This is a genomic window from Actinomadura madurae (assembly GCF_900115095.1).
GTDB classification, from domain to species: domain Bacteria; phylum Actinomycetota; class Actinomycetes; order Streptosporangiales; family Streptosporangiaceae; genus Spirillospora; species Spirillospora madurae.
Map to the genome: position 1 here is coordinate 52,047 of NZ_FOVH01000003.1, position 23,184 is coordinate 75,230.

Consider the following 23,184-nt stretch of genomic DNA (forward strand, 5'->3'; position numbering starts at 1 on the left):
GGTTGGATCCCTGGGGCCGACGTCGGTGCGGGGAGGGGTGCGCGGGCCTATGGGGACAAGCCGGTCGCTGGGACGGCCGTTCGGGTGGCTCTGGGCGGCCTACGCGACGAGCACGTTCGGGACGTATCTCGCGTTCGACGCATTCCCCCTGATCGCCATCGTGGTGCTGGACGCGGGACCGGCCCGGGTGTCGCTGCTGGCCGCCGCGGGGCTGCTGGTGGGGGCGGCCCTGGCGGTGCCGCTCGGACCCTGGATCGAGGTGCGCCGCAAGCGGCCGGTGATGATCGCCATGGACCTCGTCCGGTGCGCCGCGCTGCTGACCGTCCCGGCCGCGTACGCGTTCGGCGCGCTCACCTTCGGCCAACTCGTGGTTGTGTCGATCCTCGTCGGCGCGGCCGACATCGCCTTCACGGCGGCGAGCGGCGCCTGCCTGAAGGCGCTCGTCCGGCCGGACGACCTGCTCGCCGCCAACGGGCGGTTCGAGTCGACGCTGTGGACCGCGACGATGCTCGGGCCGCCGCTCGGCGGAGCCGCGATCGGGGCGTTCGGACCGGTGGCGACCGTGGCGGCCAACGCGGTCAGCTTCCTGCTGTCGGCGGCGGGCATCCGCGCGATCGGCGGGACGGAGCCGCGTCCGCGGCCCCGCGGGACCCACCTGCGGGCCGGGGACCTGCTCGAAGGGTGGCGGCACATCCTCACCGATCCGGTGCTGCGCCCGCTCTTCCTCAACGTGATCCTCGTCAATGGGCTGATCATGGCGACCGCGCCGGTGCTGGCCGTCCTGATGCTCGGCCGCCTCGGCTTCGCGCCCTGGCAGTACGCCCTGGCGTTCGCGGTCCCGTGCGCCGGCGGCCTCATCGGGTCGCGCCTGGCGGGCCCGCTCGTCGCGCGGTTCGGGCGGCGCCGGGTCATGCTCGCCGCCGGGTCCCTGCGCGCGTGCTGGCTGCTCGGGCTCGCCTTCGTCCAGCCCGGCGCCGCCGGGATCGCCCTGGTCATCGCCGTCGAGTTCGGCCTGATCACCTGCATCGGCGTGTTCACCCCGCTGCTCGCCACCCACCGCCTGGAGCGGACGCCGCCGGACCGGGTCGCGCGCGTGCTGTCCGCGTGGTCGGTCACCGGCAAGCTCACGATGGCGGGCCTGACCGCGCTGTGGGGCGTGCTGGCCGGCCTCACCGGCCCCCGCCTCGCGATCGCGGGGGCGGGCGTCCTCGTCCTCGCGACCCCGCTGCTGCTCCCCCGCGCCGCGCGGGCGCGGCCGGAGCGCGAGCCGGCCCTCGACCCGACGCCTTGACGCAGGTCAGAGCCCAGTGCGAGCGTGAGAAGCGATGGTGAAAGGGGGACCCATCATGCCGGAAATCAAGAGCATCGAGAAGCCGGACGAGCGGCGCGACTTCCCGCGGGGGCACCTGGAGGTCGTCAACCTCACGGGCCTGGTCTTCGGGAAGGCCACCTTCGAGCCCGGATGGCGCTGGACGGAATCGGTCAAGGACATCGCGGGGACCGACCTCTGCGAGGTGCACCACAACGGCTACATCATCTCGGGCCGGATGCGCATCCTCACCCGCGACGGCGCCGAGGGCGAGGTCGGCCCCGGTGACGTGTTCGTCGTAGCGCCCGGCCACGACGCCTGGGTCGTCGGCGACGAGCCGTGCGTCGCGCTCGACTTCGCCGGCGGCATCGGCGAGTACGCGAAGGCGCCCGGCTCCTGAGAGACACCGGCCGCACCGCGGGGGCCGGGGACACAGGGGTGCCCCCGGCCCCCGCGGCGCTCGCTCCCGGCGCTCCGGTCTGGCGAGAGTTGACGAGGCCGGGCGGGAGGCGGGCGGGTAGGTTTCAACAATGAACAGTCGGCCGACTCTTGAGGACATCCGGCGCGCGCCGAAGGTGCTGCTGCACGACCACCTCGACGGCGGGGTGCGGCCCGCCACCGTCATCGACCTGGCGGGGGAGTCCGGGTACGCGGACCTGCCCGCGACCGACGCCGGTGAGCTGCGGACGTGGTTCGAGGAGGCGTCCAACTCGGGGTCGCTGGAGCGGTACCTGGAGACGTTCTCCCACACCGTCGGCGTGATGCAGACCGTCGGGGCGCTCACGCGGGTGGCGTACGAGTGCGCCGAGGACCTCGCGAAGGACGGCATCGTCTACGCGGAGGTCCGGTACGCGCCCGAGCAGCACCTGCGGGCCGGGCTGTCGCTGGAACAGGTCGTCGAGGCCGTCCTGGACGGGTTCGCGCGGGGCCGCGAGGACTTCGGCATCCGCGTCGGGACGCTCGTCACGGCGATGCGCCACCAAGCGCGCAGCATGGAGATCGCGGAGCTGGCCGTCCGGTACCGGGACGCGGGCGTCGTCGGGTTCGACATCGCGGGCGCCGAGGCCGGGTACCCGCCCACCCGCCACCTGGACGCGTTCGAGTACCTGCAGCGGGAGAACGCGCACTTCACCATCCACGCGGGCGAGGGGTTCGGGCTGCCGTCGATCTGGCAGGCGATCCAGTGGTGCGGCGCCGACCGGCTCGGGCACGGCGTCCGCATCATCGACGACATCGAGGTGGACGGGGACGAGCCGCGGCTCGGCCGGCTCGCCGACTACGTGCGCGACAAGCGGATCCCGCTGGAGATGTGCCCGACGTCCAACATCCAGACGGGCGCGGCGAAGTCGATCGCGGAGCACCCGATCGGGCTGCTGCGGCGGCTGAGCTTCCGCGTCACGGTCAACACCGACAACCGGCTGATGAGCGGCACGACGCTGTCGGAGGAGTTCGCGAAGCTCGCCGACGCGTTCGGCTACGGATGGGACGACCTGCAGTGGTTCACGGTGAACGCGATGAAGTCGGCGTTCGCGCCGTTCAACGAGCGGCTCGAACTGATCAACGGGGTGATCAAGCCCGGTTTCGCGCAGCTCAAATGGAGCGGCGCCCGGCCCCTGGCATGATCGGGCCATGACCATTCGCTCCACCGGAGGACGCGTCGCCGCCTACGCGTGGTTCGTGTTCGCCGTGCTGAACTTCGCGGACATCTTCGTCGGCTTCACCGGTGACCCCGACTACTCGCTGACGACGGCCGTGATCGCCTTCCTGCTGCTGTTCGGCTGCGGCATCGCCTACACCGTCGGGCTGCGCCCGCTGATCGCCGGGGACGACGACGGGGTCACGGTCCGCAACCCGCTGCGCGACGTCCGGGTGCCGTGGGGCGCGGTGCGCAGGATCGAGGGCCGCAACGCGGTGACCGTGACGTTCGCCGGCCCGGACGGCGTGGAGCTGGAGGCGCGCGCCTGGGTGCTCCAGACGTCGCCGCGCGCCCAGGCCAAGGCCGAGGCGCGGGCGGAGAAGGAGGCCCGGAAGAACCAGGGCCGGAACCTCGACCTGCGGGGACGGACGCCGACGACCTACGCGGCGCAGCAGCTGAACGAGCTGAAGGACCGGCGGCGACCGAAGGCCCGGTCCGGCGCCCCCGACAAGGCGGCCAGGGCGAAGGCCGAGGCGGCCGCCGGGAAGCCCGCCCGGGGGACCGTCCGCTGGTCGGTTCCGGCGGTGGCGGCGCTGGCCGTCCCGCTGGCCGTGCTGATCGTGCTGGTGATCGTGGGGCTCGTCAGCTGAGCATCGCCGAGAGGTCCGCGCGCAGGGCGTCCAGGCCGGCGGCGGCGCGCGCCCGGACCGCGGCGACGTCCTCGTCGACGGGCAGGACGACCTCCAGGTAGCACTTCAGCTTCGGCTCCGTCCCCGACGGCCGGATCACCACCCGCGACCCGCCCGCCAGGCGGAACCGCAGCCCGTCGGTCGCCGGGAGCCCGCCCGACGGCTCCGCGAGGTCGTCGAACGACTCGACGGGACGCCCGCCCAGCTCGCGCGGGGGAGCGGCGCGCAGCCGGGCCATCGCGGCGGTGATCAGCGACAGGTCGTCCACCCGGACCGACAGCTGCGACGTCGCGTGCAGCCCGTACCGGCGGGCCTGCGCGTCCAACAGGTCGAGCAGCGTGCGCCCGTCCCGCTTCGCGTCCGCGGCGAGCGCGGCGACGGCGAGCGCGGCGCCGATGCCGTCCTTGTCGTTGACGAGCACGCCCCGGTCGTCGCCGACGCTGTAGCCGAGCGCCTCCTCGTACCCGAACACCAGCCGGTGGTCCGGGCCACCTGCCCGCATGATCCACTTGAAACCGGTCAGCGACTCGGCGGACCGCACCCGGTGCGCGGCGGCGATCGAGCGCAGCAGCGACGACGACACGATCGTCGTGACGACCAGCCGGTCGTCGCCGGTGGTGTGCCGCAGGACGTGCTCGGCCAGCAGCCCGCCGATCTCGTCGCCGGTCAGCGCCCGCCAGCCGTCCGGCCCGGGGACGGCGACCGCGCAGCGGTCCGCGTCCGGGTCGTTGGCGATCACCAGGTCGGCGCCGCGGGCCTCGGCGAGGCGCAGCGCCAGGTCCAGCGCGCCCGGCTCCTCCGGGTTCGGGAACGCCACGGTCGGGAAGTCGGGATCGGGGTCGGCCTGCTCGGGGACGACGACCGGCGCGGGGAAGCCGGCCCGCTCGAACGCCGCGAGCAGCACGTCCCGCCCGACGCCGTGCATCGGCGTGTACACGATCGAGATACCGCGGTCGCCGCCGAGCTTCAGCGACGACACCGCGTCCAGGTACAGGTCCGCGCCCGCGTGGACGGGCCGGCCCTCGCCGAGCGGCAGCTCGTCCACGCGGCCGACCGCGTCGATCGCGGCGGAGATCTCCGCGTCCACCGGCGGGACGATCTGCGCCCCGTCCGCCCAGTACACCTTGTAGCCGTTGTCGCGCGGCGGGTTGTGGCTGGCCGTGACCATCACGCCCGCCACGATGTCGTCGAACGACCGGGTGAAGTGGGCGAGGACGGGCGTCGGCACCGGATCGGCGAACACCTCCGGGCGCAGCCCGGCCCCGCTGAGCACCGCCGCGGTGTCGTCGGCGAACCGCCGCGACCCGTGCCGCGCGTCGAACCCGATGATCACCCGGCCGCCGGGCGGCAGGCACGCGGCGAGCCCGGCCGCGGCGCGCATCACCGTCACCCGGTTCATCCGGTTCGGCCCGGCGCCCAGCTCGCCGCGCAGGCCGGCCGTCCCGAACTCCAGCCGCGCCCCGAACCGGGTGGCGAGCGCCTGCTCGTCGCCCTCGTCCAGGATCGTCCGGAGTTCGGCCCGGGTCTCGGGGTCGGGGTCCTGCGCCAGCCACTCCTCGGCCCGCGCCCGCAGGTCGCTCACAGCTTCGCGAGGACGGTGGCGAGCAGGGTGCCCATGCGGCCGGCGGACGCCCGCCCCGCCGCGAGGACCTCCTCGTGGTCGAGCGGCTCGTCCGACAGCCCGGCCGCGATGTTGGTGACCAGCGAGACGCCGAGCACGTCGGCGCCGCCCTGCCGGGCCGCGATCGTCTCCAGCACCGTCGACATGCCGATCATGTCGGCGCCCAGCGTGCGCAGCATCCGGATTTCGGCGGGCGTCTCGTAGGTCGGGCCGCGGAACGCCGCGTACACGCCCTCCGACAGCGTCGGGTCGACCTCCCGGGCGAGCGCGCGCAGCCGCTTGGAGTACGCCTCGGTCAGGTCGAGGAACGTCGCGCCGGTCAGCGGGTTCGCCCCGGACAGGTTCAGGTGGTCGGAGATCAGCACCGGGTCGCCGACCCGCTGGTGCTCGGGCCGCAGCCCGCCCGCCGCGTTGGTGAGCACCATCGTCGTCACGCCCGCGGCCAGCGCCGTCCGGACGGGATGCACGACCGCGTCGACGCCGCGTCCCTCGTACAGGTGCGTCCGGCCGAGGAACACCAGCGCGCGGCGCCCGCCGGTCTCGACGACCCGGATCCGCCCGGCGTGGCCCTCCACGGCGGGGGGAGCGAACCCGGGCAGCTCGGTCACCGTCAGCTCGGCGACCGGCTCGCCCAGCCGGTCGGCCGCCGGAACCCAGCCGGACCCCATGACGAGGGCCGCGTCGAAGGAGTCGAAGGACGTGCGGGCGCGCAGCTCATCGGCCGCGTCCCGCGCCAGTGCAAAAGCGTCGTTGCTCACATCGCCGACACTACAGCCGCGCTCGGGACGGCCCGCCGGGCTCAGTCGCCGAGCGACCTGCACGGGCGGGTGCGCAGGTCCTTGACGTAGTCGTCGGGCGCGCCGGCCTTCTCCGCGGCGTCGGCGAGGATGCCGAGGTAGCGCGCGGACGGCAGCCCGCCCTCGTAGTCGTCCAGGACGTAGAGCCAGCACAGCGCGTCGCCGTCGAGCGTCTGCACCCGGACCCGGATCTTGCGGTAGACGTCGAGCGCGGCGCCCTCCCAGGCGTCGAGCTCCTTCTCGTCCCAGGCGGGCACGTCGTACAGGACGACGAACACCTGCTCGGAGTCGTCCTCGACGACCGTCGCGAGGGCGCCGTCCCAGCCCTTGTCCTGGCCGCCGAAGGTCAGCCGCCAGCCGGCCAGCCAGCCGGTGCCGCGCATGGGGGAGTGCGGAGCCCGGCTCGCCATCTGCTCGGGGTCCATGTTGGAGGCGTACGCCGCGTACAGTGCCACGTTGGCCAAGGCTAACCCACCGGCGTGCGCGGGGGGCGGGGTTGCCCCGACCGGGACGGGGGCGGGCGGGCGAACCGGTCCGGTACCGGACTTTTCACTGCCGTGAGTAGGAAAGAATGGAAGATGTGACCCGTATCGTGATCATCGGAGGAGGCCCGGGCGGGTACGAGGCCGCGCTCGTCGCCGCACAGCTCGGCGCCGACGTGACCGTCGTGGAACGGGACGGTCCGGGCGGCGCCTGCGTGCTCACCGACTGCGTGCCCTCCAAGACGCTCATCGCCACCTCGACCCGGATGGCGGTCATGTCGGAGTCCGCGGGGCTCGGGCTGCGCTTCAACGGCGGCCCGGACGGCATCGTCGGCGCCCTGGAGGCCGACATGGCCGAGGTCAACAAGCGCGTGAAGGACCTCGCGCGGGCCCAGTCGTTCGACGTCGCCGAACGGCTCGCCTACGAGGAGGTCAAGATCGTCCGTGGTGAGGCGCGGCTGGTGGAGCCGCACGTCGTCGCGGTCGGCGACCGCCGCCTGCGCGCCGACACCGTGCTGCTCGCCACCGGCGCGACGCCGCGCGTGCTGCCCGGCGCCGAGCCGGACGGCGAGCGCATCCTGAACTGGCGGCAGCTGTACGACCTGCCGGAGCTGCCCGAGGAGCTGATCGTGGTCGGGTCCGGCGTGACGGGCGCCGAGCTCGCCGGGGCCTACCTGTCCCTGGGCTCGCGGGTCACGCTGGTGTCCTCGCGGGACCGGATCCTGCCGACCGAGGACGCCGACGCCGCCGCCGTCCTGCAGGAGGTGTTCCTGCGGCGCGGGATGAACGTCATGTCGCGGTCCCGGGCCGCGGGGGTGGAGCGGTCCGGCAACGGCGTGATCGTCACTCTGGAGGACGGGACGAAGGTCGAGGGCACGCACTGCCTCATGACCGTCGGAATGGTCCCGAACACCACCGGGATCGGCCTGGAGGAGGTCGGCGTGCGCTGCGACGCCCGCGGCTTCGTGGAGGTCGACAAGGTGTCGCGGACGTCCGTCCCGAACATCTACGCCTCGGGCGACTGCACGGGCGTGCTGATGCTGGCGTCGGTCGCCGGCATGCAGGGGCGCATCGCGATGTGGCACGCGCTCGGCGAGGCCGTCCAGCCGCTCAAGCTGGGCTGGGTCGCCTCCAACATCTTCACCGACCCCGAGGTCGCGTCGGTCGGCGTCACGCAGCACATGGTCGACTCCGGGGACGTCAACGCCCGGACGGTCATGCTGCCGCTGTTCACCAACGCGCGGGCCAAGATGCAGGGCTTCGAGGACGGTTTCGTCAAGCTGTTCTGCCGCCCGTCCACGGGGATCGTCCTCGGCGGCGTCATCGTGGCGCCGCGGGCGAGCGAGCTGATCCTGGGCGTGTCGATCGCCGTCCAGCAGCACCTCACCGTCGACCAGCTGGCGTACACGTTCGCGGTGTACCCGTCGCTGTCGGGCAGCATCACCGAGGCGTCGCGGCGGCTGATGGCCGAGCACGCCTACTAGAGGCGCGCCCGGCCGTTGTCGACCATGGCGCCGCGCTAGAAGTAGCGCAGGGCCACGTACACCCACGCCATCAGCGTGCTCAGCACCGTGACGATGATGCCGTAGCGGGTGAACTGCCAGAAGCTGATCGGGTGGCCGGTCCTGGCGGCGATGCCGATCGCGACGACGTTGGCGCTCGCGGCGACGGCCGTCCCGTTGCCGCCGAAGTCGGCGCCCAGCGCGAACGACCACCACAGCGCCTCGGCGGTGCGCGCGTCCGGCGCGCCCGCGGCCATCCCCTCCACGATCGGCGCCATCGTCGCCGCGTAGGGGATGTTGTCGAAGAACGCGCCGAGGACGGCGGAGCCGAACAGCAGGCTGGTCGCGGCGACGAAGTGGTTGTCGCCGATCGTCTCCGCCGCCCAGGTGCCGATCGCCTCGATGACGCCCGTGTGCCCGAGGCCCGCCACCATCACGAACAGGCCCATGAAGAACACCAGCACGGACCATTCGACCTCCCGCAGGACGTCGGCGACCTCGACCCGCGACACCAGCAGCATCACGCCCGCGCCGACCAGCGCCACGATCGCCGGCTCCAGGTGCAGCACCGAGTGCAGCGTGAACGCGACGATGACCAGGCCGAGCACGACCAGGCACCGGACGAGCAGCGCCGGGTCCGTGATCGCCTTGCGCTCGTCCAGCGACATCACCTCGGCGACGTACCGCTCGTCGTACGTGAACGACTTGCGGAACAGCACCCGCGCCAGCAGCACGAAGGCGATGAAGACGAGCACCACGATCGGTGCCATGTGGACGAGGAAGTCGTTGAACGTCAGCCCCGCCCGGCTGGCGATGATGATGTTCGGCGGGTCGCCGATCAGCGTCGACGCGCCGCCGATGTTGGACGCCAGCACCTCGGCGATCAGGTACGGATGGGCCGGGATGCGCAGCCGGTTGCAGACCACCACCGTCACCGGAGCCACCAGCATGATCGTGGTGACGTTGTCCAGGAACGGGGAGGCGACCGCGGTGATGGCCATGAGCATCACCAGCAGCCGGTACGGCCGGCCCTTCGAGCGCTTGGCCGCCCAGATCGCCAGGTAGTCGAACAGCCCGGTGCCCTTGATGATCCCGACGATGATCATCATGCCGAGCAGCAGGAAGATGACGTTCCAGTCGATCCCGTCGTGCTCGGAGAAGAACACCTCGGCGCCGGGGGCGAGCCCGAGCACCGTCATCGCGCCGGCCGCGATCAGGACGACCTTGACCTTGTCGGCCTTCTCGGTCGCGATGAAGAAGAACGCGACGACGAAGATGGCGAGCGCCGCCACCGCCGTCATCCCGGGTCCCCCGGTCGTGGACAGGGCGGGTCTCCCGGTCGCGCGCCGCCTGGCGGCGCGTCCGTCAGCCCTCGGGGCCGGACAAAGCCAGTGCCGACAGCAGCCGGTCGAGGATGACGGCGCCGGTGAGGAGCCCGGCGTCGTCCACCACCGCGACCAGCGGGCTGCGCTGCCGCGCCATCACCGTGGCGAGTTCCAGCAGCGTCGCGGACGATCTGACGATGACGGGGCGGGGAGTGTGCTTGTCGAGGCAGTCGCCCACTTTCCTGTCGCGGATCTCGTGCCAGAAGACGTCCGCGTGCGCCTCGTCCACGGTGCGGGTCAGCGCAGGATCCTCCTGGTAGGCGACCGGCACCGCCAGCCGCAGCACCTGCGTGCCGGGCAGCACGACCTCGGGGCGCTGCGCCTCGTCCACGACGATGAGGCCGGGCAGGCGGCCGAGCGCCATGACCTGTATCGCGTGGGCGATCGAGTCGTCCCGGGTCACGGTCGGCACCTGTATGGCGATGTCCCGCGCTTGCATGTCGTCCCTTCGGCTTCCGGAAAGCCTGGTTCTCGTGACTGATAGGTGCCTCCTTCTAACGCCGGGGGCGGCCCCGTCGCAAGACGGCCTCCGCGGCGTTACGGGCGGGTGACGGTGCCCGCCGCTCATTCGCTGTGCCATGCGTCCGCCCCTTTCGCGTACGCTGTCCAGTCTTTGCGTGCGGGCCGCTCGCCTATATCGGGTGCGACCCCCATATCGGCGGTGTGGATCATGTATCCGCAGGTGGCGGAGGCGCCTTCCGGTGCCGCGCGCCTACCATGGACGCGGGAGACGCGGGACCGGAGGTGATCGGGTGCACACTCGGGAGTCGGCCACGCGGATACTGCTGGCCGACGATCACGCGCTGGTGCGGCGCGGGCTGCGCCTGATCCTGGACGCCGAGCCCGACCTGACCGTGGTCGCGGAGGCCGCCGACGGGGCGGAGGCGATCGACGCGCTCGGCGACGGCGGCGTCGACCTGGCGATCCTCGACATCGCGATGCCGCGCATGACGGGCCTGCAGGCGGCGCGGGAGATCTCCCGCCGCTTCCCCACGGTCCGGACGCTGATCCTGTCGATGTACGACAACGAGCAGTACCTGTTCGAGGCGCTGAAGGCGGGCGCGTCCGGCTACGTGCTGAAGTCGGTCGCCGACCGCGACCTGCTGCACGCCGTCCGGGCCGCGATGCGCGGCGAGCCGTTCCTGTACCCGGCCGCCGTCACGGTGCTGATCCGCGAGTTCCTGGCCCGCGACCGGGACGGCGACGGCCCCGACGGCATCCTCACCCCCCGCGAGGAGGAGATCATCAAGCTGATCGCGGAGGGGTACTCCTCCAAGCAGATCGCCGAGCTGCTGACGATCAGCGTCAAGACCGTCGACCGGCACCGCGCGAACATCCTCGGCAAGCTCGGCATGCGCGACCGGCTGGAGCTGGCGAAGTACGCGATCCGCGTCGGGCTCGTCGAGCCCTGACCCTCGGCCGCGCGCCTCAGCCGCGGCGGTCGCCGGGCGGCGGGACGACCAGCCTCACCTCGGTGCCGCCGCCGTCCGCCGGCCCGATCGTGAGCTGCGCGCCGATGAGCATCGCGCGCTCCCGCATCCCGTGGATCCCCGACCCCACCTCGGTGGGCGGGCCGGAACCGTCGTCCACCACCCGCAGGACCACGCGGCCGTCCGCGTCCTGGGTCAGCGACAGCTCGGCGTTCCGCGCGCCCGAGTGCCGCCACACGTTCGTCAGGCCCTCCTGCGCGATCCGGTAGATCACCAGCTCGGCGTCCGGGCCGAGCCCCTCCAGTCCGGCGTGGACGCGGCGGGTGACGTGCGGGCCGCCCGTCCCGGAGAACTCCGCGGCCAGGGCGGTGAGCGCGCTGCCCAGGCCCAGGTCGTCCAGGACGCCGGGGCGCAGCCGCCGGGCCACGCGGCGCACCTCGTCCAGGCTCGACCGGACGACCTCCTGGACGCCCCGCAGCTCCTCGGCGACCTCCTCCGGCGCCCGGTTCACCACCGACTTCAGCTCCAGCAGCACCACCGTGAGGGTCTGGCCGATCTCGTCGTGCAGCTCCTGGGCGATGCGGCTCCGCTCCGCCTCCTGCGCGTCGAGCACGAGGGCGGTGCTGGTGCTGCGCTCGGCCTCCAGCCGGTCGAGCATCGCGTTGAACTGGTCGACGAGGTGGAACAGGTCGCCGTTCCCGCCCTTCGCGAGCCGGTCGCCGGAGCGCAGCGAGTTCATCCGCGCCATCAGCGCGGTGAGGGCCTCCAGGGGCGCCAGGCTGGCGCGCAGAAGGAACGCGTTCGCCGCCATCATCACCGCCAGCCCGATCGCGAGGACGGGCAGCTCGCGCAGCAGGATCGGCGACGACACGGTCACCGGCCCGACGGCGAGCGCGGCCGTGCCGACCGCGAAGATCAGCCCGTTGATGCCGAGGATGCGCCAGTACAGCGCCGACGCGGGTGTCCTGCTCATGAGACCACGTCACCGCATCGGGGACGGTGTTGTCCATGCGTGACACCCGGCGGAGTGCCTGCATGACGGCCGTCCGCCGTTATGGGGTGTCGGCCCGATGGTGGCGCCCCGCCTCTTCGCCGATGGTGGAAGGCGAGCGCAGGCAGGAGGTGGGGATCATGGGCGCACTCGCCGCACAGGCGAGCCCGCCGGCCTTTCCCGCCGCCTTCCTCATCGTCCTCGGGCTGCTGGCGGCCACGGTCGCGGCCTCCGGGCTGCGGCGGGTCGAGCCGGACGAACGGCTGGTCGTCCGGCGGTCCGGGCGGACGCGCGGCGTCCGCGAACCCGGGCTGCGGTACCTGGTGCCGCTCGCCGACTCCGGCGTGCGCGTCCCCGCCGGGGCCCGCTCGTACGGCCTCTGGTTCAGGGCGATGACCAGGGACGGCGTGCCGGTGCGGATCAAGGCGCTGGCCGAGTTGCGGGTCGACGACCCGGCGGCCTACGCCGCGTCCGCCGAGACGCCGTCCTCCGCCGTGCCGTCCTTGGCCGTGTCGTCCTTTTCGGTGTCGTCCTTCGCCGTGCAGGCCGCCGCCGAGGCGGCGCTGCGCGGGGTGATGGCGGACCGGGACCTGGCGGACCTGCCGTCCCTGCTGGCGGGCGGGGACGACCCGGAGCTGGTCCGGCGCGTCGGCGAGGCGGTCCGGCCCTGGGGAGTGGCCGCGCGGCTCGTCTCCGTCACCGACGCGGCGGTCCCGGTCCGCGCCGGCCCGCGGCCGGCCGCCCCCGCCCCGCGGCTGCCCCCTACCGGCCGGGCGGCGGCAGGCCGTGGCGGTGCAGGCGGGACCGGCGCAGGTCGTCCGAGCTGATCGCGACGGTGAGCGTGCTGGCGGCGAGCGCGAGCAGGGGGACCGCCACGCGCACCCAGACCGGGCCCGGCAGGAGGGCCAGCAGCAGGCAGACGGGCGCCATCACGTACAGGTGCCGCAGCAGGAGCCTGCCTCGCCAGCCGGCGTCGGTCAGGTCGTGCCGGACCCAGTCGAGATCGCCGGGCGGGAGCCGGAACCCCAGCGCGTACCGGGCCCGCCGGAGCGGGCCCGGATCGCCGGGAAGCCGGGCCACGCGAACCCCTCAGAAGCCGCCGAAGTCTCCGCCGCCGCCGAAGTCGCCCCCGCCGAAGTCCCAGCCGCCGCCGACGTCTCCGCCGTCGCCGCCGAAGCCGCCCGACGGGTCGCCGTAGCCGCCGCCCCAGCCGCCCATCATCGAGCCGAGCATGGTGCCGATCATCATGCCGCTGAGCAGGTCGAGCCCGCCGTAGCCGTAGTAGTAGCCGCCGGCGTAGGGCGCGTAGGCGGGTCCGGCGTTCCAGTACGGCCGCCGGTCGCCGTCGTAGGGGACCATCCGGATGTCCGGGTCGTGCCCGTGCAGGACGGCCTCCGCGTCCGCCGCGCACGCCGGGACGGACCGGGCCACGCCGCCGGGCGGCGCCCACGTGACGTCCTTGGCGGACGGACCGTGCTGCGGGTTGAAGAAGCAGGGTGCGCGCCGCTCGGGGACGGGTTCGCCCGCCTGCCGGGCGCGGGTCGCCGTCATGTAGTAGCGGCCTTCCTCCAGCGCGGTGGTGACGTCCTGCATGTCCTCGGGCCTGGCCGCGCGTTCGGTGGCCGATTTCGCCTGGTCGTAGGCGTTCATCGCGCGCTCGTAGTCGGCGCGGGTGTCGGGTTCGAGGTCCTTGTCCATGACGTTCAGGTCGAGGCGGGCGATGTCCTCGCCGAGGAGGGTGACGTCCTCCTCCACCCCGGCCTTGAGGTCCTCCATGCGCCGCGCGTCCCGCTCCTGCCGCCGCTTGCGGACGACGAGGAACGAGCCCGTGGCGACCGCGGCCAGCGCGATGAGCACGCCGAGCGTCACGTACATGCCGATCGTGCTGGACCGGGCCTGGTCGTCGACCTTCTTCTCGGTGAGGTTCGAGAAGTCGATCAGCCGCTGCTTGAGCGGCACGCCGTTGGTCCGGGTGACGATCTGGTTGATCTCCCGGCTGTCGAGCTTCTTGGAGATCGCGGCCATGCGGCCGCCGTCGGCGGTGACCGCGACATAGGTCTGGCCCTCGCCGACGCGGTCGGCGACCGCCCGCAGCATCCGGCCGGCCTGCTCGCCGGTGACGCCGTCGCGCACCACGACGGCCCGGATGTCGGCGTCGCTGTCGCCGCCGAGAGTCGTCTTGATCTCGTTCTGGTCGGCCGGGGACAGCACGTTCCCGGCGCCGCTGGTCACGTACAGCCGCGAGTCGATGAGCCCCTTCGCGATCTGCCCGACCGTGTCGTCGGCGGCGGCCCGGGGCGCCGCGGCCTGGGCCGCGACGGTCCGCGCGGCCGGTGTGCTCTCTGCTGGGGCGGCCTGCGCCGGGGCGGCAAGGGCGAACGCCGGCGCGGCGACGGCGGCGATGATCGCCGAGACGGCGCCCCGGCGAGCCGCCCGGATGGCCCGGTTCTCGGTGTTCATGTCTCCAGTCTGCCCACGTGGACCCGCCGATGCGTCGTCCGCGGGACGGATTTGCGCGGACGATGCGTGGGTGCCGCCCCCCAGGGACCGGGCCGGACCGGTCAGGAGTCCTTGATGTCGCAGATCACCGCGCCGGCGGAGACGGTCTGGCCGACCTCGGCGGACAGCCCGGTGAGCGTCCCCGCCTTGTGGGCGGTGAGCGGCTGCTCCATCTTCATGGCCTCCAGCACGACGATGGTGTCGCCGGCCTCCACGGTCGCGCCGTCCTCGACGACGATCTTGACGATGGTGCCCTGCATCGGGCTGACCAGGGAGTCGCCGGACGCCTGCGCGCCGCCGCCCTTCCGCGCGCCGCGCCGCCGGGCGGGCCTGTCCTGGCCGGCGGGCGCCGCGGACGCGCCGAGCCCGGCGGGCAGCACGACCTCGATGCGCCGGCCGCCGACCTCGACGGTGACGCGCTCCCGCTCGCCCGGCTCCTCCTCGCCCGGCACGGGCGCCTCGTGCGGCGGGATCGTGTTCTCGAACTCCGTCTCGATCCACCGGGTGTGGACGGCGAACGGCGCCGCGTCGTCCGCCGGGACGAACGCCGGGTCGTCCAGCACCGCCCGGTGGAACGGCAGGACGGTCGGCATCCCCTCGATGACGAACTCGGCGAGCGCCCGGCGGGACCGCTCGACGGCCTGCCGGCGCGTCGCGCCCGTCACGATCAGCTTGGCGACCAGCGAGTCGAACTCCTGCGGGACGGTCTGCCCGGCCTCGTAGCCGGCGTCCAGCCGGACCCCGGGCCCGGTCGGGGGCCGCCACCCGGTCAGGGTGCCGACGGCGGGCAGGAAGCCGCGTCCGGCGTCCTCGGCGTTCAGCCGGAACTCGATCGAGTGGCCGCGCAGCTCCGGGTCGCCGTAGCCGAGCTCCTCGCCGTCGGCGATGCGGAACATCTCCCGGACGAGGTCCACCCCGGCGACCTCCTCGGTGACCGGGTGCTCGACCTGGAGGCGGGTGTTGACCTCCAGGAAGGAGATCGTGCCGTCCTGGCCGACGAGGAACTCGCACGTCCCGGCGCCGACGTAGCCGGCCTCCTTCAGGATGGCCTTGGACGAGCCGTACAGCAGGTCGAGCTGCTCGTCCGACAGGTAGGGCGCCGGAGCCTCCTCGACGAGCTTCTGGTGGCGCCGCTGGAGCGAGCAGTCGCGGGTGGAGACGACGACCACGTTGCCGTGCTTGTCGGCGAGGCACTGGGTCTCGACGTGCCGGGGCTTGTCGAGGTACCGCTCGACGAAGCACTCGCCGCGCCCGAACGCGCCCACGGCCTCCCGGACGGCGGACTCGTACAGCTCGGCGACCTCGTCCAGCGCGCGGGCGACCTTCAGGCCGCGCCCGCCGCCCCCGAACGCCGCCTTGATCGCGATGGGCAGGCCGTGCTCCTCGGCGAACGCGACCACCTCGTCCGCGCCGGACACCGGGTCCCTGGTCCCGGCGACCAGCGGCGCGCCGACCTTCTGCGCGATGTGCCGGGCCTGCACCTTGTCGCCGAGCGCGGTGATCGCCGCGGGCGGCGGGCCGATCCAGGTCAGGCCGGCGTTCTCCACGGCGGTGGCGAAGTCGGCGTTCTCGGCCAGGAACCCGTAGCCGGGGTGGACGGCGTCCGCGCCGGACTCGGCGGCGATCTTCAGCAGCTTCCCGATGTCCAGGTAGCTCTCGGCCGCAGTCCGCCCGCCGAGGGCGAACGCCTCGTCGGCGACCCGAACGTGCAGCGCCTCCAGATCGGGCTCGGCGTACACCGCCACGCTGGCCAGCCCCGCGTCGCGGCAGGCACGGGCGATACGGACCGCGATCTCACCGCGGTTGGCGATCAGGACTTTGCGCACGTGGGTCTCCTCCTTCAACCTCGCAGGCAGTCTAGATAACGGCCGTTCCAGGATTTCGTAAGCCCCTCCTTATCGGGCTCCCCGTCCCACATAGCGGGAGGTCGCAGGCAGGACGGTCCGCTGAGCCGGGGGCTGAGGGCGTCCCGCAGGCGTACGGCGATCGTCACCGCCGTGCCGCCGCGCTCAAGGGAAGGTGCTCAAGGGAACAAGCCCCGCCGGGACGGGTACGGCAAGTGCCCGACCTGCGCGAGGACCAAGGAGCTGAAGACGCTCCGGGAGGTCTCCCGGGACGCGGCCGCAGACCTGCTCGCCGAGATCGGCCGGCAAACGGTCGCCGTCCATTCCGGACGGCGACCCGAATGGGAGGAGCGCTGTCACGAGACGATGGCGGCGGACCGGTTCGGCAGGTGTACTCTCGGCTCGAATCTGCTCGCCAATGATCAGCGGGAGAGGCCGATGGTTCGCCCGTGGCCGTGCGCCGGCCTGGCGGTCGTCCTGGCCGCCTGCCTGCTGGCGCCCTCGTCCACGGTGCGGAGGGAGAACCCTCCCGTGGAGGACTACGTCACCGAGCAGCTCACCGTCGCCGCGCGCGCCTACCTCCAGCGCCGCTCCCAGGCCCTCGTGCAGAAGGGCGACCGCGACCGCGGCGACGCCCCCACCGAGATCCAGGGGGTGCGGATCTCCCCGCGGCTCGTCCGGTCGCAGGAGAGCGCCGTCCGGGAGCTGGAGGCCCGCAGCCGCGCCCCCGTCGAGGGCGGTCCCGCCTACACCGGTGCCCGCACCAGCCTGGACGGGGGGCACGCCTTCCGGACCGGGGACCGCATCACCCTGGAGGCGGTGGAGCACACCGAGATGCGCTACGGCAGCGGCAAGGTCACCCAGTCCGTGCGGCGCCGGTTCGTGTTCCGCACCCGGGGCGAGCAGATCACCCTGGTCGGCGAGCGCGTGCTGGACCCGGGCGCGCACCCGGTGAACGACCCGGTCGACGACGGGCGCTGAGGCGCTTTCCCGCATTCGACACGCCTCTGAAATCCGCTTGACGGGCTGTCATTATGGTCGTTTCGCTGGATAAACGTGATCGGTGAGGCGTAAGCTGGCGCCATTGTCCGCGAGCTGAAAACGTTCCACCGATCAGCGACGAAAGGGCCGGGGCGATGGGCGACAAGCGCGGTGCCAACCTGGGTGAACTCGAAGAACTGTCCCGCATCTTCAGCAAGCACTCCCGCAACCTGGACGCCCTGATCAAGGACCTGAACGGCCGCACCGTGAGCAGCAACGCCGTCTGGTGGGGCCCGAGCGCCGACCGTTTCCGCGCCGCCTGGGCCGAGGCCAAGACCGCGTTCGACAAGATGGCCATCGCCCTGGAGCAGGGCGGCCAGGACATCCGCAAGTCCCAGCAGAACATCGAGGCCGCCACCCGCTGACGCCTCCCACGGACCGCGGGTCCCGGCCCATCCCCCCGAGGCCGGGACCCGCACCCATGTCAGGCGGGCGATCGCCCGCACGGCTCCGCGTCGGTCGGCAGGCCCGCGTCAGTCGGCGGAGACCGGCGGCGGCAGGGCGACCTGGATCTGGGTCGTGACCCCCGCCGCCACGAACAGGCCCCGGCCGGTGGGGCCACCGAGCGGGGCGTTGCGCGGCAGGCGGAGCCCGAACAGGTCCCCGTCGTCCGGCGACTCGACCGACAGCAGGACGCCGGAGCGCGACCGGCGCGTGTCCGACAGGAAGCCCCGGTAGCCGCGGCCCAGGTCGTCGGTGGTGCCGCCGATGACGACGGCGTGCTCGCCGTCCCTGGCGGTGCGCAGGACGTCCCGGAGCGCGTCGTCCAGCTCGGTCTCGTCGAGGAGCTCGGCGTCGTCCACCACGACCGCGAAGCGGTGCTCGTCCCCGACGGCCTCGGCGAGGTCGTCGGCGCCGGAGTCCGACGTCAGCAGGCCGAGCACCCCCGGGCGGCCGGACAGCAGGCGCAGCGGCGACCGGCGCGGCGTGACGAGGACGACCGGGACGAGCCCGCCGCCGACCGCCGGGTCGAGCAGGGAGTGGACGATCGTGCGGAGCGTGGTGGAGCGGCCGGAGCGGGGTGGCCCGGCGACCGCGAACCCGGGGCCCTCGTCGAGCAGGTCGACGCCGACCGGGGCGAGGGTGTCGCCGCCGACGCCGACCAGCGCCCACAGTGGGGACGGGGCGAGGAACTCGGCGTCGAGCGACATCGCCTCCCGGTAGGTGACGCGGACGGGCAGCTCGTCCACGTGCAGGGGACGCCGGCGGCGCGGGAGCCGGCCGTAGCGCGCCACGCAGCCGCGGGCGATCTCCTGCAGGACGGTCACCTGTGCCGTCCCGGACGGGTCGTCCCCGAGGAGGGCGATCTGCGACTCGCGCGGGGGCGCACCTGGCGCGCCGGGCTCCAGGGCACGGCCCGGCGGCATCGCGGCGGGGACCTGCCTGTCCTGGAGGCCGCCGTAGCCGTAGTCGTTCGGGTCGGCCATGCGGAGGATGAGCCGCCGGTCGAAGACCGTGGACACCTGGCCGCCCAGCCCGGAGCGGTCGCCGGTGAACACCGCGCGCAGGCCGGCGGCGGCGCCCTCGCGCAGGAGCCGGACGACCTGGTCGACGAGGCGGCCGTAGTCGTAGTGCTCGAACGCGCCGAGGAACCCCTCCCAGCGGTCGAGCAGCAGCACCATCCACGGGAGGCGGTCGGTGGCGGCGACGGCGGCGCGCTGCTCGGCCAGCGACGCGAAGCCCGCCTCGGCGAGCAGCTGCTGGCGGCGGGCGACCTCGGCGGTCAGCGCGGTGAGGAGCCGCTCGCAGCGGTCGAGCTGGTCCCGGGTGACGGCGGCGCCGCAGTGCGGCAGCGACACCAGTGGCAGCAGCGCGTTCGCCCCGCAGTCGATGGCGTACAGGTGCGCGTCGTAGGGGGAGCAGGCGCCGGCGAGCGACCCGGCGATGGTGCGCAGCGCGGTGGAGCGGCCCGACTGGGCGGACCCGGCGATGTACAGGTGGCCGCCCGAGGTGAGGTCGAGGGTGAGCTCCTCGCGAGACTGGACGGCAGGCAGGTCGGTGACGCCGAACGGGACGGGCGGGACGTCCACGACCGAGCCCCCGGCGGCGGTCCGGGGCGCCAGCGCGATCCGCTCGGGCAGCGGGTTCAGCCACGGCGACGGCTGCCGGGCGATCCCGGCGCGGCGGGCGGCCTCGCCGACGGCCTGGACGAGGACGCCGAGGTCGGTGGCCGGCGTCTCGGCGGCGGTGCCGGCCCCGCCCCCGCCGGGCGTGGGCAGCGGGTGGCCGAGGCCCTGCCAGGGCAGCGGCAGGACGGTCGGGCCGCCGGGGCCGGCCCCGGCGCCGGGGCGGCGGCCCCCGATCCGCGCCGACTGGACGGGATGCGGCGCCGACGCGCCGGAGCGGATATAGCAGCGCCCCGGCGTGGCCTTGGAGATCTGCGCGGCCTCGGGGGAGTCGAGGACGTCGGTGGACTCGTCCGGGTCGGTGACGCGCAGCGCGATGCGCAGGTTGGTGTTCGCGCGGATGTCGGCGGTCACGACGCCGGCCGGGCGCTGCGTGGCGAGGATCAGGTGGACGCCGAGGGACCGGCCGCGGCGCCCGATGTCGACCAGCCCGGCGACGAAGTCGGGCAGCTCGGTGACCATGGCGGCGAACTCGTCGATGACGAGCACGAGCCGCGGCATGGCCGGCAGCCCGGGGGCGGCGGGGCGCAGGTCGTCGTAGTCGTCGACGTCCTTGGCGCCCGCGTCGAGCAGGATCTCCTCGCGGCGGCGCAGCTCGGCGGCGAGCGATTCCAGGGCGCGCTCGGTCGCGTGGCCGTCCAGGTCGGTGACCATGCCGACGGTGTGGGGGAGGCGGGCGCAGTCCTTGAACGCGGCGCCGCCCTTGTAGTCGATGAGGACGAACGTCATCTCGTCCGGGCGGTTCGCCACGGCGAGCGACGCGATGAGCGTCTGCAGCAGCTCCGACTTGCCCGCGCCGGTGGTCCCCGCGATGAGGCCGTGGGGGCCGTCCACGCGCAGGTCTACTTCGTGGGGTCCGCCGGAGTCGAGGCCGATGGGGACGCGGGTCGTCCGCCCGCCGGTCCGGTTCCACGACTGCAGGACGTGGTCCGCGGTCGGTTCCGGCATGCCGAGGACGTCCAGGAGCCGCACGTCGGCGGGGAGCGAGTCCTCGGCGTCCTCGCGGGAGACGTCCCGGACGGGGGCCAGCGCGCGCGCCACCCGGTCGGTCCAGGTGGCGGACACCTGGTCGGCCAGCACCGGGCCCAGGACGTCCAGCCCCTGCCCCTGGAGGCGCACCGTCGAGGGCTTCTGCGGGTCCCAGGCGGCGACCGCGCCGCACTCCTCGGGAAGGAGGCGCTCCTCGTCGTCCACGCAGATGGCGTAGAGCCCGTACTCGGCGCCGCGGGCGAGGAGCATCGGCATCCCCGGTATGCGGCGCAGCGCGCGGGCCCCGTCCAGCACGACGAGGATGTTGTACGGGACGGAATCGACGGGCCGGGCGCCCTTCCCGAAGAACGACGACTCCGCCTGCGCCGCCCGCCGCCGTTCGGTGACGCGCATGGCCAGTTCGGTGACGCGATGGGCCGCCGACTCGGGGTCGGTGCCGACGAGCGCGACGCAGTCCTCGCCCTCGCGCGGCGCGCAGTGCGGCAGCCACCGCACCCAGTTCCACTCGGCCCCGGCGTCCCGGTCCGCGGACAGGACGACGATGGCGAGGTCGCGGGGGCTGTGCAGGGCGGCGGCCTGCGCGACCATCCAGCGGGCCAGGGCCCGGGAGGCGTGCCGCGGCCCGGTCAGCCCGACGACGCCGAGGTCGGCGAGCGGCAGCGCCACCGGGACCTGCCGAGCCATCGGGACCCGGGAGCCGCCCGCGTGCGGGGACGCCCCCGAACCGCCCAGGTGCCCGTCGAGGTCGCCGGTCAGCTCGATGCGGGCGGGCAGGTCGGCGAGCCCCACCCGCAGGTGCAGGACGTCCGGGTCGCCGCGGCGGCGCTCCCACAGCCGCCGGCGCGGGCCGGTCGCGGTCAGCAGCACCTCGGCGGGGTCGGGGTGCAGCGCGCGGCGCTCCGCCTCGTCCTCGCGCCGCAGCCGGTCGACCTCGCCGTCGAACTCGCCGGCCCTGCGGTGGTACTCCTTCAGCGACCTCTTGTAGGACTTGCGGCCGTGCATCCGGTCGCCGATCCACTCGCCGAGCGTCATCACCGGCCAGGCCAGCGCGAACAGCGCCCACCACCACTGGCCGAGGCCGAACGCCATCGCGAGCCCGAACGCCGAGAACAGCAGCGCGCCGAACAGCCGGAGCCGCTCCCGCGGGTTCCGTTCCGGGCGTTTCGGGACCTCCAGCCTCCGCACGCGGTGCGGCGGGGCGAGGCGGGGCGGCCGGTTGAACGCCAGGCCGCCCTCCGGCTGCGGTTCCAGGTGGGCGTCGGGCGCGGTGCTCGGGGCGAGGGCCAGGACGCTGGATCCCACCGAGAGCAGCGCGCCCGGCGGCCAGGTCGTCCTGGCGCCGAGCGGCGTCCCGTCCAGGGTCGCGGCACCCTGCATCGTCATCGCGGACGCCTCGACCTGGACGGCGTCGCGGCCGACCGTGACCCGCAGCGAGCGGGCCGGGACGGACGGGTCGTCCAGCGTCACGTCCACGTCCCGCCCGGAGCCGATCGTGCTGACGCCGAGGCCGAGCCGGTGCACCGGCCCGGCCGCCGGGCCGCCGGCGACGCGCACCTCGACCAGCCCGGTCGGCTCGGCGAGGACGGTGGCGGCGGCGCCGCGCCGCTCGACGGCGACGACGGCGCCGTCCCGCAGCTCCTTCACGGCGAGGGCCTGCGGGTCGAGCATCCGGCCGTCCATCCAGAGGGCCTTGTGCGCGCCCCTGGAGAGTAAGGCGTCCTTGGAGAAGCGGGGGGCGGGGATCTGGGGGCGGCCGTCCAGCGCGGCGAGCGACCGGGCGACCCCCTCGACGGTGACCTCGGAGTCGACGTTCACCACGACATCGCGGGGTCCCGAGCCGGTGAGCGCAGTGAACGAGATCCGCATCCGCTCAGCTTAATTACCCGCGGCCCGGTTGCCCGTGTCCTCCGCCGTTCGCGACGCGGCGACGATCGTCTTGAGCGCGGCGTCCAGCGGTGTCGGCACCGTCCCGAACGTCGACTCGAAGGCCGACGAGTCCAGGACGTACGGCCTGTCGAACTGGTAGCGGGTCTCCCGCATCTCCTTCAGCATCGGCACGACCGCCCCGGCCGCGTGGAAGACCGGGCGCGGGACCTCGTAGATGCGCGGCGCCGGCGCCCCGGCGATCCGGCACAGCCGCTCGCCGACCTCCCGGGTGGACACCGCGGGGCCGGTGGGGATGTGCCAGGGCCGTCCCCACGCGCGCTCGTCCGTCCCGGCGATCGCGAGGGCCTCGGCGACGTCCGGCAGGTACGTCCAGGCGTGCGGGACGGACGGGTCGCTGAAGTAGGGGACGCGCCTGCCCGCCAGCAGCGGCTTCACGAACCGCGTCTCGCCGATGTACGCCTGGTCGGTGCTCCGGGGCCCGTAGTAGTCGGACCCGCGCAGCTCGGTGGTGCGGATGCGCCCGGCCTCGTGCGCCGCGAGCGCGTCCCGCCACATCTTCGCCCGGACGCGTCCCTTGGTGCCGGTCGCGGCGAGCGGCAGGTCCTCGGTCATCGGGCCGTCCACCGGCCCGTACCCGTAGAGGCAGCTGAGCGTCACCAGGACGGCGCCGGTGTCCTCGGCGGTGCCCAGGAAGGACGCCGCCATCGGCGGCCAGTCCTGCGCCCACCGGTGGTACTGCGGGTTCACGCAGTTGTAGAGGACGTCGGCCCCCTTGGCGATCTGCGTCATCCGGTCCCGGTCGGCGACGTTCGCCGCGACCCGCTCGACCGACTCCGGCCCCGAGCCGGACCGCGTCACCACGACGACGTCGTGGCCCCGCCCGATCAGCCGCTCGGCGAGGTGCGTCCCGACCTGGCCGGCTCCGACGATCACGTGCTTGCCCATGAGGTGCTCC

20 protein-coding genes are annotated in these 23,184 nt (G+C 73.8%); 9 read left to right on the forward strand and 11 right to left on the reverse strand.

Annotated features, from left to right (window positions below; translation table 11 throughout):
• Positions 1 to 49: 49 nt before the first annotated feature.
• The 4 genes from BM339_RS09860 (at position 50) to BM339_RS09875 (ending at position 3,595) form a co-directional block, all read left to right on the forward strand.
• A complete protein-coding gene (locus BM339_RS09860) occupies positions 50 to 1,291 on the forward strand; it encodes an MFS transporter (protein ID WP_075020666.1) in 1,242 nt (413 codons plus the stop codon).
• A 55-nt stretch (positions 1,292 to 1,346) separates the two neighbouring features.
• Positions 1,347 to 1,709, forward strand: a complete 363-nt coding sequence (locus BM339_RS09865) for a cupin domain-containing protein (RefSeq protein ID WP_021597744.1) — start codon at positions 1,347 to 1,349, stop codon at positions 1,707 to 1,709.
• 130 nt (positions 1,710 to 1,839) lie between these two features.
• Complete coding sequence (locus BM339_RS09870) at positions 1,840 to 2,931, forward strand: adenosine deaminase (protein WP_075020667.1); 1,092 nt, start codon at positions 1,840 to 1,842, stop codon at positions 2,929 to 2,931.
• Between the two features lie 7 nt (positions 2,932 to 2,938).
• Positions 2,939 to 3,595: a PH domain-containing protein gene (locus tag BM339_RS09875; RefSeq protein ID WP_075020668.1), complete on the forward strand. Its 657-nt coding sequence runs from the start codon at positions 2,939 to 2,941 to the stop codon at positions 3,593 to 3,595.
• Here the strand turns inward: BM339_RS09875 and BM339_RS09880 are convergent.
• From BM339_RS09880 to BM339_RS09890, 3 genes are read right to left on the reverse strand one after another with little or no spacing between them, the layout of a single operon-like run.
• Positions 3,588 to 5,216 carry a phospho-sugar mutase gene (locus tag BM339_RS09880; protein ID WP_075020669.1) on the reverse strand — a complete coding sequence of 543 codons (1,629 nt, stop codon included), beginning with the start codon at positions 5,214 to 5,216 and terminating at the stop codon, positions 3,588 to 3,590. The two genes, BM339_RS09875 and BM339_RS09880, sit on opposite strands and share 8 nt — an antisense overlap.
• The gene (locus BM339_RS09885; protein ID WP_021597748.1) at positions 5,213 to 6,013 is read right to left on the reverse strand and encodes a purine-nucleoside phosphorylase; all 801 of its coding nucleotides are present in this window, start codon (positions 6,011 to 6,013) and stop codon (positions 5,213 to 5,215) included. The genes BM339_RS09880 and BM339_RS09885 overlap by 4 nt, the downstream gene beginning before the upstream one ends.
• Before the next feature lie 41 nt (positions 6,014 to 6,054).
• Positions 6,055 to 6,507 (reverse strand): gamma-glutamylcyclotransferase family protein, encoded by a 453-nt coding sequence (locus BM339_RS09890; RefSeq protein WP_024936136.1) that lies wholly within the window; start codon positions 6,505 to 6,507, stop codon positions 6,055 to 6,057.
• 125 nt (positions 6,508 to 6,632) lie between these two features.
• Here BM339_RS09890 and BM339_RS09895 point away from each other — a divergent pair, with 125 nt between their 5' ends.
• Positions 6,633 to 8,018, forward strand: coding sequence for an NAD(P)H-quinone dehydrogenase (locus tag BM339_RS09895; RefSeq protein ID WP_021597750.1), 1,386 nt, complete (start codon positions 6,633 to 6,635; stop codon positions 8,016 to 8,018).
• Positions 8,019 to 8,053: 35 nt separating this feature from the next.
• Here BM339_RS09895 and BM339_RS09900 read toward each other — a convergent pair whose 3' ends face one another.
• Together BM339_RS09900 and BM339_RS09905 are read right to left on the reverse strand one after the other, a co-directional pair.
• Entirely contained in the window at positions 8,054 to 9,337 is a 1,284-nt protein-coding gene (locus tag BM339_RS09900; RefSeq protein ID WP_021597751.1) for an ArsB/NhaD family transporter, read from the reverse strand.
• A gap of 64 nt (positions 9,338 to 9,401) precedes the next feature.
• Positions 9,402 to 9,860, reverse strand: a complete 459-nt coding sequence (locus BM339_RS09905) for a CBS domain-containing protein (protein WP_021597752.1) — start codon at positions 9,858 to 9,860, stop codon at positions 9,402 to 9,404.
• 313 nt (positions 9,861 to 10,173) lie between these two features.
• On the opposite strand from BM339_RS09905, the gene BM339_RS09910 reads away from it, so the two are divergent.
• The gene (locus tag BM339_RS09910) at positions 10,174 to 10,833 is read left to right on the forward strand and encodes a response regulator (protein ID WP_075020670.1); all 660 of its coding nucleotides are present in this window, start codon (positions 10,174 to 10,176) and stop codon (positions 10,831 to 10,833) included.
• Between the two features lie 16 nt (positions 10,834 to 10,849).
• Here BM339_RS09910 and BM339_RS09915 read toward each other — a convergent pair whose 3' ends face one another.
• Positions 10,850 to 11,824 (reverse strand): HAMP domain-containing sensor histidine kinase, encoded by a 975-nt coding sequence (locus BM339_RS09915; protein WP_021597754.1) that lies wholly within the window; start codon positions 11,822 to 11,824, stop codon positions 10,850 to 10,852.
• A 158-nt stretch (positions 11,825 to 11,982) separates the two neighbouring features.
• Here BM339_RS09915 and BM339_RS09920 point away from each other — a divergent pair, with 158 nt between their 5' ends.
• A complete protein-coding gene (locus BM339_RS09920; protein ID WP_177287660.1) occupies positions 11,983 to 12,669 on the forward strand; it encodes an SPFH domain-containing protein in 687 nt (228 codons plus the stop codon).
• Here BM339_RS09920 and BM339_RS09925 read toward each other — a convergent pair.
• From BM339_RS09925 to BM339_RS09935, 3 genes are all read right to left on the reverse strand, one after another.
• Complete coding sequence (locus BM339_RS09925; protein WP_024936134.1) at positions 12,605 to 12,922, reverse strand: DUF5313 family protein; 318 nt, start codon at positions 12,920 to 12,922, stop codon at positions 12,605 to 12,607. The genes BM339_RS09920 and BM339_RS09925 overlap by 65 nt on opposite strands.
• A 9-nt stretch (positions 12,923 to 12,931) precedes the next feature.
• Positions 12,932 to 14,302 carry a hypothetical protein gene (locus tag BM339_RS09930; protein WP_177287661.1) on the reverse strand — a complete coding sequence of 457 codons (1,371 nt, stop codon included), beginning with the start codon at positions 14,300 to 14,302 and terminating at the stop codon, positions 12,932 to 12,934.
• A gap of 101 nt (positions 14,303 to 14,403) precedes the next feature.
• Complete coding sequence (locus tag BM339_RS09935; RefSeq protein ID WP_075020936.1) at positions 14,404 to 16,167, reverse strand: acetyl/propionyl/methylcrotonyl-CoA carboxylase subunit alpha; 1,764 nt, start codon at positions 16,165 to 16,167, stop codon at positions 14,404 to 14,406.
• Between the two features lie 171 nt (positions 16,168 to 16,338).
• Between BM339_RS09935 and BM339_RS09940 the strand changes: the two genes are divergently transcribed.
• Positions 16,339 to 17,166, forward strand: a complete 828-nt coding sequence (locus tag BM339_RS09940; RefSeq protein ID WP_235206523.1) for a hypothetical protein — start codon at positions 16,339 to 16,341, stop codon at positions 17,164 to 17,166.
• 155 nt (positions 17,167 to 17,321) lie between these two features.
• Complete coding sequence (locus BM339_RS09945) at positions 17,322 to 17,591, forward strand: WXG100 family type VII secretion target (protein ID WP_021599788.1); 270 nt, start codon at positions 17,322 to 17,324, stop codon at positions 17,589 to 17,591.
• Positions 17,592 to 17,699: 108 nt separating this feature from the next.
• On the opposite strand, the gene BM339_RS09950 is transcribed toward BM339_RS09945, so the two are convergent.
• Both BM339_RS09950 and BM339_RS09955 read right to left on the reverse strand, forming a co-directional pair.
• The gene (locus BM339_RS09950) at positions 17,700 to 22,208 is read right to left on the reverse strand and encodes an FtsK/SpoIIIE domain-containing protein (RefSeq protein WP_075020672.1); all 4,509 of its coding nucleotides are present in this window, start codon (positions 22,206 to 22,208) and stop codon (positions 17,700 to 17,702) included.
• Between the two features lie 9 nt (positions 22,209 to 22,217).
• A complete protein-coding gene (locus BM339_RS09955) occupies positions 22,218 to 23,174 on the reverse strand; it encodes an NAD-dependent epimerase/dehydratase family protein (protein WP_075020673.1) in 957 nt (318 codons plus the stop codon).
• Positions 23,175 to 23,184 lie beyond the last annotated feature (10 nt).